Origin of the sequence: Sporolactobacillus shoreicorticis (assembly GCF_024125445.1) — a bacterium.
In the GTDB taxonomy this organism is placed as follows: Bacteria; Bacillota; Bacilli; order Bacillales; family Sporolactobacillaceae; genus Sporolactobacillus; species Sporolactobacillus shoreicorticis.
Genome location: NZ_JAMXWM010000012.1, coordinates 85,371 through 99,326, shown reverse-complemented (window position 1 = coordinate 99,326; position 13,956 = coordinate 85,371). Strand labels below are relative to the sequence as shown.

The window sequence follows — 13,956 nt, the reverse complement described above, 5'->3', positions numbered from 1 at the left end:
ATGCGATTTTGCAGCGATGCACAGTCAGATAAACGAGAGCATTTATTGAAATGGAGAGAGTGCGCAATATGGATTATGCAAAGTATATAAAGTCGGTCATGGATTTTCCGACGACAGGTATTAATTTCAGAGACATTACATCGCTGCTTGAGGAGGGAGCGGTCTACCGTTCAGCCATTGATGACTTGGCAGCTTTCGCAAAAAGCAAGCACGCGGATGTGATCGTCGGACCGGAAGCACGCGGATTCGTCATCGGTGGACCGCTTGCCTATTCATTAGGACTTGGTTTCGTACCTGTCCGCAAACCGGGTAAACTGCCGCGTGAAGTTGCGACGGTTTCCTACGAGAAGGAATACGGTATTGATACGCTATGTATTCATAAAGACTCAATTAAACCGGGGCAGCGTGTGCTTGTCACCGATGATTTGCTTGCAACCGGTGGTACGATTGAGGCGACCATTCAATTGGTCGAACAATTAGGCGGCGTGATTGCCGGAGTCGCTTTTTTAATTGAATTGACCGAACTCAACGGCTCAAGGCTGCTTAAAGATTATGATGTCCTTTCTTTAATTCACTATTAAATGAAATGCTCCGGAGTGCCTGGAATTAGGCACTCTCTTTTTCTCACTGCGAATCATAACAATTAGGAGGTTTTGTCCACCTGCAGGATGGACAGAATGGAATGTAAATCCTTTACTTTATTGGTTTTATCTTTGATAATAGTCCTAATAGGTGCCAATTGCGCGGGACCATAGTCGCCGGCTTGTTGGCTGCCTTGCTTCTTTTTTTATTTATTTGTCTGAAATTACTAAATTGGGTGATTTAAAGATTTGATTCGCAGAACCGGCAAGGGTCCGGCATACAGGTGATGATATTATGACGATGGAAGAACTTATACAGCAAGCTTCAACCTACTTAGATAAAAAAGATATTGAATTAATCCGTGAGGCCTATCGTTTTGCCGATCACGCGCACAAGGGACAAGTCCGCAGGTCGGGCGAGCCCTATATAATGCATCCGATTGAGGTCGCGGGTATTCTTGTGCAATTGAATATGGATGTCATTACCATAATCAGCGGCTTTCTTCATGATGTTGTAGAAGATACGCCGGTTACTTTGGAAGACATTCGCGAAGCATTCGGAGATAACGTGGCTGAGCTTGTCGATGGCGTGACGAAGCTGAGAAATTTTGAATACACATCAAAAGAAGATCAGCAGGCAGAAAACCACCGTAAAATGTTTGTCGCCATGGCGCGTGATTTGCGCTGTGTCATTGTCAAGCTTGCCGACAGGTTGCATAATATGCGGACGTTAAAATATATGAGTGCCGAGAAGCAGATTCAAAAAGCGAATGAAACATTGGAGATTTACGCGCCGCTTGCCAATCGACTCGGTATTTCCGCAATTAAATGGGAGCTCGAAGACATCTCGCTGCGTTATTTGAAGCCACAGCAATACTATAAAATTGTCAATTTAATGAAACAAAAACGTGAAGAACGCGAAGCTTATATTGCTCAGGTAGTTGAGGGATTGAGGGCGTATGTAAAATCCGTACATATTGATGCTGAGGTCTCCGGCCGCCCAAAGCATATTTACAGCATCTATCGCAAAATGGTGAATCAACATAAGCAGTTCAACGAAATTTACGATTTATTCGCGGTCCGGATTATCGTCAAAAGCATTAAGGACTGCTATGCTATTCTTGGCATTATCCACACACATTGGAAGCCGATGCCCGGTCGTTTCAAAGACTATATCGCGATGCCAAAAGCCAATATGTACCAGTCGCTCCATACCACTGTAATCGGGCCGAAGGGAGATCCGCTTGAGGTCCAGATTCGAACTGAGGAAATGCATGATGTTGCGGAATACGGAATTGCGGCGCACTGGGCATACAAGGAGGGCAAGGTTCGAAATATCAATAACAAATTTGAGGACAAGCTCACCTGGTTTCGTGAAATTCTTGAGTATCAGAATGAAACCGACGATGCCAAGGAATTCATGGAATCATTAAAGATGGATTTGTTTTCGGACACCGTATTTGTGTTCACGCCTAAGGGGGATGTGATCGAGCTTCCGGTCGGATCAGTACCGATTGATTTCGCCTATCGGATTCATACCGAGATCGGCAACAAAACGGTTGGTGCGCGCGTTAATGGCAAGATGGTGCCGCTGGATTACAAGCTGAAGACCGGCGATATTGTCGAGGTTATGACCTCGAATCATTCCTACGGACCGAGCCGGGATTGGCTGAAGATTGCCCAGAGTTCGGCTGTAAAGAATAAGATCAGGCAGTGGTTCAAGCGCCAGCAACGTCAGGAAAATGTGGCAAAGGGCCGTGAGATGCTTGAAAAGGAATGCCGTAGTCAGAATGTAAGCATAAAGGATAACCTGACTGAGGATAAAATCATTGCTGTAGCAAAAAAGTTTAATTTTTCCCATGAAAATGAACTGTTTGCAGCAATTGGATATAACGGAATTACGGCCAAGCAGGTTGTTACTCGGTTCACCGACGACGAGCACAAGGCTTCGGAACCAACAGAAGCAGAGGAACGAATGAGGCAACTGTCTGAACCAAAGCAGAACACAAACAACCATCGGAAGACGTCGCTTGGCGTGCGCGTTAAAGGTGTTGACAATTTGCTTGTTCGTCTTGCACGCTGTTGTAATCCAGTGCCAGGTGATGCGATTGTCGGTTATATTACACGCGGGAGAGGTGTCACCATTCATCGTGTGGATTGTCCGAATATCAAAAATGAAGAGGAGCAACGCCTGATGAAGGTCGAATGGGAGAGCAATGAATCAAAATCAAAAGAATACAACGTCGATATTGAGGTGACTGCCTTTGACCGGAACGGTCTGCTCAATGAAGTGCTCCAATGCGTTTCCGATTCGCACACAGCCATTAATGGTATTTCCGGCCGCGCCGATAAAAACAAAGTGGCGACCATCAACATGACGATCGCGATCACGAATATTGATCATCTGTATCGAGTCGTTGAGAAAATCAAGCGGATTCCCGATATCTATTCGGTTCGCCGCGTGATGCAATAGAAAAGGGTGATTTCTAAAAAATGAGGGTTGTATTGCAGCGCGTTAAGCGCGCTAAGGTCGACATCGATGGCAAAACGGTAGGGAAAATTGGCGCTGGACTGCTCCTTTTAGTCGGCATAAAAACCGGTGACACAGAAAATGATCTTCAGTATGTCGCTGATAAACTGTCTGGTTTGCGTATCTTTGAGGATGACGGAGGCAAAATGAATCGGTCGATCGTTGACGCTGAGGGAGCCGTTTTATCTGTGTCTCAGTTTACACTCTATGGTGATGCATCGAGGGGCAGACGTCCGAGCTTTATCGAAGCGGCGCGTCCGGAGATTGCCGAACCGCTTTACGAAGTGTTTAATGAAAAACTGAGGGCATACGGTCTTCATGTTGAAACCGGTGTTTTCGGCGCGGATATGGCCGTTTCTCTTGTGAACGACGGTCCGGTTACGCTGATTGTCGAAAGTAAAAACCATTAATCAAAGCGGGTTCAAAGATTTGCGCTAAACCTTGACATTTTATGTGAAGATACGTAGTATAGAAGAACGAACAAAGCCAGTGATGGAGAGATTTTCGGATTGATCAGCTAATAAGAGAAGGCATCCATGGGCTGAAAGGTGCCGGCATAGATTTCCGAAAACAGACACTCCTGAGGCGCTTGTCTGAACAATGCATTGATGCGATCAGTAGGATGAGTCGTGCCCGGGCGTTAACCGGTATTCAGAGGAAACATGTTGATGTTTCAAATGAGGGTGGCACCACGAAGTTCATTCGTCCCTTGTCTGTCGGCTCGCCGATGGACAAGGGCTTTTATTTTATTTTCATGCATTCATTTTGATTAGAGAGAATTAAGGATGTATTAAGCCGTGGCAGGTAATGTGCTGCGGATCTTGCGAAAAAGTTGAAGGAGGAACACTTGTGACCATTCAAATTCCCCGCGGAACTTATGATGTTCTGCCGGAAGATGCTTTTAAGTGGCAGAAAATCGAAGCTGCTGCTCGAGAAGTCTGCGCGCTTTTCAATTATAAGGAAATGAGAACGCCGATCTTTGAGTCTACAGATCTGTTTCAGCGCGGTGTCGGTGATACAACCGACATTGTGCAGAAAGAAATGTACAGTTTTAAGGACCGCGGCGATCGTGATTTAACGCTGAGACCAGAGGGAACGGCATCGTTTGTGCGCGCTTATGTCGAACACAAACTGTTTGGCCAGCCGAGCCAACCGCAAAAATTGTATTATATCGGGCCGATGTTCCGCTACGAACGCCCGCAGGCAGGACGCAATCGTCAGTTTACGCAGTTTGGCTGTGAGGCGCTCGGGTCGGCGGATCCTTCGATTGATGCTGAAATCATTGTACTTGCGCTGACTTTTTACCGGAAGCTCGGATTGAAGAACTTGAAGCTTGTCCTGAACAGTTTAGGCGATCCGGAAAGCCGTGCTGCTCACCGCGAGGCACTGATCGCTCACTTTAAGCCGTCCATTGGCGAGTTCTGCGAGGATTGTCAGAAACGCTTAGAGAAGAATCCGCTGCGTATTCTTGACTGTAAGACGGATCACAATCATCCGTTGATGGCGACCGCACCGTCGATCATTGACTACCTGAATGAAGCTTCTCGTGATTACTTTGCTAAGGTTAAGACGATTCTGAACGAGATGGGTATTGATTATGAACTCGATCCGACACTGGTCCGCGGGCTTGATTATTACAATCATACGACATTCGAGATCATGGGCGCGAGTCAGGGAGCCATTACGACGCTTATGGGCGGCGGCCGTTACAATGGTCTTGTGAGCGAGCTCGGCGGGCCGGAAACACCGGGTATCGGGTTTGCTTTAAGTATCGAACGGCTTCTACTTGCATTAGACGTTGAAGGTGTGTCGCTCGACTCGGATCCGTCGCTTGACTGTTTCATCGTCGCTATTGGCGATAAAGCCGAACAGAAGGCGCCGGTGCTGCTGAATCAACTGCGTCAGGCCGGTTTGCAGGCAGACAAAGATTATATGGTGCGCAAGGTCAAAGGCCAATTCAAACAGGCGGATCGCGATCGGGCAAAATTTGTTGTGGTGATCGGCGATGAAGAGCTGAATGTGCAAAAAGCCGTTGTCAAGAATATGGCCGACGGATCTCAGGATGAAGTCGCGTTCGCCACTTTAACTGATTATCTAAAGAAAAAAATATGATTCATAATGATGGAGGGAATACCATGTATCGCAACGCAAATTGCGGTGAATTAACCGAAGCGTCCGCCGGAAAAACGGTCACACTGGCCGGCTGGGTGCAGAAAAGAAGAGACCTAGGCGGTGTTATTTTTATTGACTTGCGCGACAGGTCGGGCATTGTTCAGATTGTATTTAATCCGCAGGTGAATCAGGAAGCATGGAATAAGGCAGATAAGCTGCGCAGCGAATATTGCGTGACCGTCAGCGGTGAAGTGACGAAACGCGATCCTGAAGCCATCAATGAAAAAATTAAAACCGGAACGATTGAAGTGATGATCAGCGAAATCACTTTGCTGAACAAATCGAAGACACCGCCGTTCCCAATTGAAGATGATATTGAGGCATCCGAAGATGTAAGGTTAAACTATCGCTATCTTGATCTCAGACGTCCGGAAATGCTGGCAACGTTAAAAATGCGTCATAAGATTACGCATACTTTGCGTGAATTTCTTGATAAAAAAGGATTCCTTGATGTTGAGACGCCGATTTTGACCAAGAGCACTCCAGAAGGCGCACGCGACTACCTCGTGCCTAGTCGCGTTCATCCGGGTGAATTCTACGCGTTGCCGCAATCACCGCAGCTTTTCAAGCAGCTGCTGATGGCTTCGGGTATTGAAAAATACTATCAGATTGCCCGTTGTTTCCGCGACGAGGACTTGCGTGCCGACAGGCAGCCCGAATTTACTCAGGTCGATATGGAAATGTCTTTCTTTGAGGTCGAAACGTTCCAGAATATGATTGAAGAAATGCTTGTCCGTATGATGAAAGAGGTTAAAGGGATTGATATTCCTCGGCCATTCAAACGCCTGACCTATGCAGAGGCTATTGATCTGTATGGAAGCGATAAGCCGGATACCCGCTTTGACATGACGCTGATCGACTTGACCGATATTGCAGCCGACAGTACCTTGAAGGTGTTTAAGGAAGTTCAAGAAAAGGGCGGTCTGGTCAAAGCGATTAACGCAAAAGGTGTCGCTTCCCAGTTCTCACGTAAGCAGGTCGACGAGGATCTGCGTGGCATCGTTTCGCCATACGGCGCCAAGGGGCTTGCTTGGCTGAAAGTTGAAGAGGGCGGCATGAAAGGGCCGATTGCAAAATTCTTTGACGAATCATTAAATGCGCGGATCATCGAACGTACAAATGCCGAACCGGGTGACTTGCTGCTGTTTGTTGCCGACAAGAAAAAAGTTGTTGCCGATAGCCTTGGAGCACTGCGTCTGCATCTCGGCAAGCTGCTCGGCCTGATTGATGAATCGGCATTCAACTTCCTGTGGGTGACCCACTTTCCGCTGCTTACTTATAGCGAAGAAGAGCACCGTTATGTGGCTGAACACCATCCATTTACAATGCCGGTTATTGAAGACCTTGACCGCATTGACCGTGATCCGGGCAGTGTACGTGCCCAGTCGTTTGATATAGTCTTGAATGGCTTCGAGCTCGGCAGCGGTTCGCAACGTATCAGTGACCCTGAGATGCAAGAACGCATGTTCAAGCTGCTCGGTTTCACTGAGGAACGGGCGAGAAAGCAATTTGGTTTCTTGCTGGACGCCTTCGAATACGGCGTTCCACCACATGGGGGCATGGCGCTCGGTATCGACCGTATTGTGATGCTGCTTGCCGGCCGCGCAAGTCTGCGCGATACGATTGCCTTCCCAAAAACTGCAAGCGCAAGCGACGTGTTGACTAAAGCACCAAGCGAAGTGAGTCAGGCACAATTGAGCGAACTGCATCTTGATGTTGCAGCAATTCTTAAATAAGCAGTTGGCACGGTTCAAGCCAATTTGCCTTGATAAGCGCTTACAGATATGCTACAATAAGTACACAAGTTAAGAAGAGATCCTGAAGTGTTAGTCGAATGTCGTTATGTTTTGACCGAACATGTTTTGATAGGGAGTCCGAAGTTTTCACCCGGAGCGCATGCCCCGCTAGGGACCCGCAAACTGTGGAACAGGGCACCCACCTGCTTATAAGTGCGGGTTTCAAAGCTGCGGCTTCGCAACGGCACGTTCGGGATTTTTTTATTTGAAAAAAATAAAACCGAAACAAGGGATACAGATTAGCCTAGGTTTCGGTTTTTTTATGTTTTATTATGTAGTTGAAATTCGCAAAGCAAAGTCAAACAAAGGACTCATTAAAGTAGTTAGATCGAAGAGGGCGGAAATACAACCGGATTCCCAAATTTAATTTTCAACACGTAACCAATGAAACGCAGTAACGCGATTATAAGGTTTGCCTCAGAAATTGGTTTTAACTTTTCGGGGACTTGCTTTAACCGGCACTGTTGTTACATCATATTACGCAGTTTGATTGTTTGACACGTTTCTCGATAAGCAAATAATGCGAAATAAGAACGTTATTCAAATAATTTATTTGAGTCAAAGACAACTGATATACCGTAAGATTGAATAAATTTACAATCATTTTTCTGAACAAAAATAATCTCTAATGTCAGAAGGTTAAGTTCAGATAAAAGGCGATCAAACGGTCACCAAAGAAAAAGCTTGTCAGCATACCTAGGACGATAAAAGGTACAAAGGGCACGGGTTGGCGATGCTTAATGAATCCCAGAATCAGGCCGCCGATGCCGATTATCGCGCCGAAAAAGGCCGAAAGGAAAAAGCCGAGAATAACGAGTTTCATGCCGACGAGCAACCCCATGACTGCGAAAAGCTTTACATCGCCGCCACCCATCCCGCCATGGCTGATTAAAGCGATCAGCGCGAGCAAAGCAAATCCAGTGGCCATTCCGGCAAGCGCGTCCCACCATGGATTCGTGTGGTAGATTATGCGGAATATTGTAAATAAAATCAAGAAAAACATCAGGATCTTATCAGGAATCAACATATATTCCAGATCGGAAACAAGCATGATCATCAGCAATGAAACAAGCAGCCAACCACAAAGCATCTCTTCAATTGAAGTAGCTCGCAAAAAGCTGAATAGGAATAAAAAGCCTGTTCCTGCCTCAATGATCGGATAGAGCAGTGAAATCTTACTATGGCATGTCCTGCATTTCCCACCCAAAAAGATATAGGAAAAAACAGGTATCAAATCTAGGATAGTCAAGCGCCGCCCGCACGACGGACAGTGCGAAGGCGGCATAATAATTGACTGACCTGCAGGAACACGCAGCCCAATGACGTTGTAGAAAGAACCCAGAGTAATGCCTAAAAGAAAAGAGTACAAAACGATATAACTATACATATTTTTAATATCCTCATTGTGTAACTGGATACACCATTAAATTTTAACAATTGAGTTTCTGTATAACTTTCAGACGAATCTATGAGTCCATTTACACTACTTAATTTACGAATATGATGTAGTCACGCTACACGTTATTACAAGTTTTTTAATTATAGCATAATTTATTCTTAATTTACTAGATATATTTTTGGTTTATTCAGTTATTTCTAAATAGAGATTGACTACTGCGGGAATAATGCATGGCCACAAACCAGTGAAAATGGTGAGTAGTAATTAATTCTCAAGTTCGAGGTTCGAGGCTGCTTATGTGGCGGTATAGGTATCTACAAAATGACATTAATAAGAAAAATACACCGCGATCCATCGTTCCACTGGGTGTATTTTTCATCCTTTATTTATGTTTAAGGTGCCACAACACTTTTTAGCTGGTTGATCACTTTGCATTTAGAAGCAGGTGCGGCAGTTAGCACGATTTTAATTTTTTTATATGTTTATGCATGAAAATATTTACAATAGTAGTGAAATGAAAACAGTTGTGTTACATCACTTTTAAGTCTATTTATTCTTTGTACTCGATGGCTTAAACAAACGATAAAGTCGCCATTCTTCGCCGTACTCTTTCTCAAGTTTTGCGAAGGAGGCTCCCCTATAGTAGAAATTTTTATAGCGCTTAGTTACTGCGTTTAGTGAAGCCACTCCATTCGGTTTTGGTACTAGAATGTACGTTATTTTATGTTTGACAGGATGATTCAGAGATTTTTCAAAATCAAGATCACTTGTAATTACCAATTGCTGGTTGTGCCTGGAATTTAAAATGATTTGAAAGGCATTAAATGAATCCATGAGTATTTTCGAATCAGGGTGTTGAGACAGACGTTTATCCAAGTCGCCAGCAATCCTTTTTGCCAGCATTCTATTTAGATAAGTCGGGCTTTGTTTAGCATGAATTGCATCATATTCTTCTGGTGCGAATTTTCTATTGTTCATAAATAGCCAAGTCACATAGGAAGAAAAAATGAGAGATGAGATTACAGCTAAAGTTGTTATTTTGTATAGAATCTTTTTTTTAGTTTTAAGTTTTCCAAGTTCATAAGGCAGCCATGCCATAACGATTGGCAGAGGATAGACAAAAAATCTTAACCATCCATAGGAGGCCCCTTTGTACAGCATAATCAGTTGCATCAACGGAACAGAGAGTATAAGAATAACCAGACACAAGAAATCCATTTTAAAAAGTTTGCCAGTAAAGGCCCGGACCAGGACTATGAGAACGAATGGTATTGAAAAAGGAATGCTTCTCAGCAGTACGTACTGGATCGTTTGCAGCCAATTACCAATTACAGGCGCAATAATGGGATTTGTACTTAAGTTCTCTGATTGAGCTAAGTTGGAATAATTAGAGTGTAGAAAATAAAGGGCATCTCCCATAATTGACCAATTCAGAAAGATCCAAAGCAAGCCCCCATAAATTGCCGGTAGCAGGATAATTAATTCGGCTGCTTCAATTTTTTGATATACTGTGCGTGCATGATACTCTTTGTTCTTGTAATGATTTAAAATGATAACAACCGCTGAAAGAGAAAGCGCGGCTCCAAAAAAAATTGATTCATATCTTGTAAAAAATGCCAAGGCCAATGAAAAACCAATTAAAATTAATGATATCGTATTATTTTCTGTGTCCATTAAATCGGTGAGATAGGTTACACAGACGATGATAAAAAAGATAAACAGTGTTTCACTCATCCCGTTAGATCCATAGAGAAACATAAACGGATTAAAAATAAAGATAAAAACAAAAAATATACTGACTAGGACAGAATGCCCTCTTCTTGAAAAATTTCTAAACAAAAATACGGCCATTGCCGAGGCAAATAGTGAGGTAAGAATGACCCCGCTAATACCTTCATTTGCAAGTTCCGGGATCCAGCGATTAAAAAGAAGAATGGGTAGTATCAAAAGACTGGGAAGCGGATTCCAAACAAAGCCGACTGCTCCTAGGTGAGGATCTCGACTGTATAGAACATAAAAAGCATTGGCAACTCTGCTAATTGCATCTCCAGGAATAAAGTAGTTCCAATGTGCCATCCAAATACCGAAGATAAGCTCTGAACCAAAGACCAGAGTGCCAATACATAATAGAATCCAGCGATTACTTTTCGACATGCTGCATCACCGTCTTATCTGATAAATTCTTTTTTGAGGTTGTAAATGTCCATTTATCATTGACAACGAAATTGATGATCACACTTGCTGCGATACCAGTCATTCCGCTTAACATTGGTGATAAATGAAGAAGGTAGTGTGCTGATGATAATACCCCACTTGAAACGCATAAACTCGCAATAGAGACAATCACATATTTGACCATTCGTTCAAACCAGGAAAATCGACTCTTTCTTTTATGTCTCATTCGCCACGTGAAAGCATTGTTTAATAAATAATTAGAGAGAATGCTGATAAGCGATGATATAAGGAAAGCATACATTATTGGCATGCCCATTGATAACATCAATTTATAGACAAGCAAGTTTATTACCACGCCGCTGCTGCCGACAAGGCAGAATAAATAAAAACGGCGATCTTCTTCGCTTTCTAAAATAAGCTTAAACAGATGAATAAGATACTTTAATTGTTCGGCGGCATTCATTTTTGAACTGCCCAGATCTCTGGCCTGAAAATGATAAGGAATTTCAGCAATCTGATCAATGTTTGCCCGAACAATAATTTCCAGCATAATTTTCCATCCAATAGGATGGAATTCCTTTCCTTCCAAAGCAGATTTTCGAACAGCAAAAAAACCACTTGTTGGATCTGTAGTTTTCCTGAGCCGTTTCAAGGTTAATCGTGCAATAATTCGAGCTGTCCAGGAAACGAGCTTTCGATAATAATTAAGACCGCCATCATTTCCACCGGCAATAAAACGAGAAGGGATTACCATCTGATACCCTTCATTGATTTTGTTCAGCAAATCAGGAATGAGTTCAGGGGGATGCTGTAGATCTGAATCCATGACAATCAGGATACTGCCTCTCGCATTTTTTAGTCCATCAGTTACCGCACTGGCAAGCCCCCGCATGTCAACTCGATGAATATAGTTTACAAAAGGGTATTTTTCGGATAAAGCTCCCAGCTGTTGAGGTGTATCATCTGTGCTGTCGTCCATAAATAAAATTTCAAACGTCCGATTCAGGGGCAGAATGACCTTGGTTAATCTGGAGACCATAGTTTGAACATTTGTTCCTTCATTATAAGTCGGAATGATTATACTAATGTCCATTGTCGTTCCCCCCTAGATGTCCCTGCTTTTAAAAACCGGTGAGATATCAATATCTTGAGTTTGTTCCTGATCAAAGCCATGGACCGTTTTCTCCCAATAAAAAGGGTTGCGAATTAATTGCCAGAGTGCTTTTATTGAGGCAATACTCATTAAAACCCAATAGATCGGTGTTAAAAGTGCATATTTTACTAATCCATAAGAAAGCCATTGTTCGTTTTTGCGGTGTAAATCTTGAACAACCCAGTAAGTGCCAGCCATGTTTGTATAAATAAATAGGAAGTTTCCCAGAATAAGTTGGGCCGCAGCCAAGTAATAGATGGGGCCGGGGAAAAAGTTATCAATCCATCCAGCGTGTGTCGCATACCAAAGAACGAGCAGAGACCAAAAAATGGGATTCAGCATCGGCAACAAAGGTGATGAGAGCAACATAAATTGTGCTCCCCAAAACCCTTTAAAGCCTAGTTCACGATGAAGCCTAACGGGATGCCTCATATGAACCAGCCAGGTTTGCATGTAGCCTTTGATCCATCTTGAGCGCTGACGAATCCAGTTTCGATTTCTGCTATTTGCTTCTTCGAGAGTTCGTGAATCAACTACTTTGGTTTTGTACCTTTTTTTATACAGCCGAATACCTAAATCTGCATCCTCGGTAACATTATATGGATCCCATGCACCTAGATCTTTGAGGATATGAGTTTTAAAATGATTGGACGTCCCGCCAAGCGGAATTGGAATATCCATTTGCATGACGCCAGGAAGCATCAGTTCAAACCAATTGCTGTATTCTTGAGTAAAAAAACGAGTGAGCAAGTTCTGCTCGCTATTAAAATAGTTAAGTTTAGCCTGGATGCAGACGGTTTGATCTGAACTTTTTTGAAATGCTAGAAAAACTTTTTTTAGCTGATCGGAATCTGGGCGATCTTCTGCATCGTAGATTACGACATAGTCTCCTCGCGCACGGATTAACCCATAATTACACGCTTTGGGTTTCGTTTTCGGTTCTCCATCAGGAATAACGATCATTTGAAAATAATGGGGGAGATCCATTGCTTTTAATACTTCTCGAGCTTCATCGTCATCTTGCTCAATAAGCAGACGTATATCCAATTTATTTTTTGGATAATCCAATTGGCTTAGATTATGAACGAGTCTTGGGATGACATTGCTCTCTTTATACATTGGGACCAGAACGGTATATATAGGTAAATCCTTCTCGTTTATTGCTTCGATTTCTTCTGCTTTAAATCTCATTTGTGCCGTTTCACGTGTTCCATACATAATAAATAGAAATTTAGTTACAGACATTGAAAAATAGGCGAGCTGAATAATAATATTAATAATAATTAATGTTTGGAACCAGTTCCAAAATAACGATATTAGAGTCACAGCAGCGATAATGATGATACCGAGAATTTGTGGTAAAGAGAATGTTTCACTAGCAGAGTTTTCAGGCTGTTCTTCCCTTAATTTATCGGTGCTTTCATTCAACAATTCTGTTTTGTAGATGTCCTCCCAAAGTATTTCCATTTCCCATGGAGAAGCAAGTACTTGTGTGACAGATGCATTAAGCAAATGAGTTAACTCTGTTAATTGTGAATCAGAAAGAAGCTTTTCCACAGCTAAAATAACACGTACGGATGAGCGATTGATAACAATGGCGTGAAATTTTCGGGCTTCCTTTTCGGGTAGTTTATTGGTTACAGCTTCCTTTTTATTGTAGGCACCCATTCTCCCAATTTGGTTTTGAGCTGCCAGTGCTTCATAAAGTTGATCCTGAGTAATCAAATTCATTGAAAGCAAGATTTCACCAATATCTCCACCAACTTGTTCCTGTTGCTGTAAAGCCCTTAGCAACTCGTCACGTGTTAGGCAGCCTGCCTGTACAAGTTGTTCGCCCAATAAGAGTCTTCTAAATGACTGACCGACAATTTGTTGAATTTCCTCACGATCAGCATAGCCGAGATCCACAAGCAAATCGCCAATTCGTCCTCCATGCAACACCTGTTCATGAAGTGCACGATTTAGTTGTTCTGCATTAATGCTGCCTAATAAAAGCAGACGTTCACCGATGCGTAAACTGCCGAATAAATGGCCGGCCTGATCATTTTTGCTTTGAAGCGTATTTTTTAGCTGCTCCCAATGACCCTGATTGATGAGGCATGTCTTTTCAATTCGTTCATAGGATTCCTTAATGTCGTTTTCAAAGGCTT

General features: G+C 43.2%; 9 protein-coding genes and 1 other RNA gene. 6 read left to right on the top strand and 4 right to left on the bottom strand.

The genetic code is table 11. The annotated features are described in order from the left end of the window. Positions 1-68 precede the first annotated feature (68 nt). The 6 genes from NIE88_RS11535 (at position 69) to ssrS (ending at position 7,280) form a co-directional block, all read left to right on the top strand. The gene (locus tag NIE88_RS11535) at positions 69-581 is read left to right on the top strand and encodes an adenine phosphoribosyltransferase (RefSeq protein ID WP_253062263.1); all 513 of its coding nucleotides are present in this window, start codon (positions 69-71) and stop codon (positions 579-581) included. A 295-nt stretch (positions 582-876) separates the two neighbouring features. Then, positions 877-3,054: a RelA/SpoT family protein gene (locus NIE88_RS11530; protein WP_253062262.1), complete on the top strand. Its 2,178-nt coding sequence runs from the start codon at positions 877-879 to the stop codon at positions 3,052-3,054. 20 nt (positions 3,055-3,074) lie between these two features. After that, positions 3,075-3,521: a D-aminoacyl-tRNA deacylase gene (dtd, locus tag NIE88_RS11525; protein WP_253062261.1), complete on the top strand. Its 447-nt coding sequence runs from the start codon at positions 3,075-3,077 to the stop codon at positions 3,519-3,521. Between the two features lie 439 nt (positions 3,522-3,960). Continuing rightward, complete coding sequence (gene hisS, locus NIE88_RS11520; RefSeq protein ID WP_253062260.1) at positions 3,961-5,223, top strand: histidine--tRNA ligase; 1,263 nt, start codon at positions 3,961-3,963, stop codon at positions 5,221-5,223. Positions 5,224-5,246: 23 nt separating this feature from the next. Beyond that, on the top strand, positions 5,247-7,019 hold the full coding sequence (aspS, locus tag NIE88_RS11515; RefSeq protein ID WP_253062259.1) for an aspartate--tRNA ligase: 1,773 nt from the start codon (positions 5,247-5,249) through the stop codon (positions 7,017-7,019). A 76-nt stretch (positions 7,020-7,095) separates the two neighbouring features. After that, positions 7,096-7,280, top strand: a non-coding RNA gene (gene ssrS / locus NIE88_RS11510) — 6S RNA. A gap of 430 nt (positions 7,281-7,710) precedes the next feature. Here ssrS and NIE88_RS11505 read toward each other — a convergent pair. The 4 genes from NIE88_RS11505 to NIE88_RS11490 all read right to left on the bottom strand — a co-directional run bounded on the left by NIE88_RS11505 (position 7,711) and on the right by NIE88_RS11490 (position 13,816). Continuing rightward, positions 7,711-8,466 carry a prepilin peptidase gene (locus tag NIE88_RS11505; RefSeq protein ID WP_253062258.1) on the bottom strand — a complete coding sequence of 252 codons (756 nt, stop codon included), beginning with the start codon at positions 8,464-8,466 and terminating at the stop codon, positions 7,711-7,713. A gap of 558 nt (positions 8,467-9,024) precedes the next feature. Then, a complete protein-coding gene (locus tag NIE88_RS11500; RefSeq protein ID WP_253062256.1) occupies positions 9,025-10,632 on the bottom strand; it encodes a hypothetical protein in 1,608 nt (535 codons plus the stop codon). Beyond that, positions 10,619-11,746: a glycosyltransferase gene (locus NIE88_RS11495; protein ID WP_253062254.1), complete on the bottom strand. Its 1,128-nt coding sequence runs from the start codon at positions 11,744-11,746 to the stop codon at positions 10,619-10,621. Before NIE88_RS11495 ends, NIE88_RS11500 begins: the two co-directional genes overlap by 14 nt. Before the next feature lie 12 nt (positions 11,747-11,758). Next, positions 11,759-13,816, bottom strand: a complete 2,058-nt coding sequence (locus NIE88_RS11490; RefSeq protein ID WP_507237323.1) for a cyclic di-GMP-binding domain-containing protein, MshE-related — start codon at positions 13,814-13,816, stop codon at positions 11,759-11,761. Positions 13,817-13,956: the final 140 nt, after the last annotated feature.

Excerpts from the sequence above, each read along its gene's own strand:
- NIE88_RS11535 (WP_253062263.1), top strand. The coding sequence starts at position 69 with ATGGATTATGCAAAGTATATAAAGTCGGTCATGGATTTTCCGACGACA.
- NIE88_RS11530 (WP_253062262.1), top strand. The coding sequence starts at position 877 with ATGACGATGGAAGAACTTATACAGCAAGCTTCAACCTACTTAGATAAA.
- dtd (WP_253062261.1), top strand. The coding sequence starts at position 3,075 with ATGAGGGTTGTATTGCAGCGCGTTAAGCGCGCTAAGGTCGACATCGAT.
- aspS (WP_253062259.1), top strand. The coding sequence starts at position 5,247 with ATGTATCGCAACGCAAATTGCGGTGAATTAACCGAAGCGTCCGCCGGA.
- NIE88_RS11505 (WP_253062258.1), bottom strand. The coding sequence starts at position 8,466 with ATGTATAGTTATATCGTTTTGTACTCTTTTCTTTTAGGCATTACTCTG.
- NIE88_RS11500 (WP_253062256.1), bottom strand. The coding sequence starts at position 10,632 with ATGTCGAAAAGTAATCGCTGGATTCTATTATGTATTGGCACTCTGGTC.
- NIE88_RS11495 (WP_253062254.1), bottom strand. The coding sequence starts at position 11,746 with ATGGACATTAGTATAATCATTCCGACTTATAATGAAGGAACAAATGTT.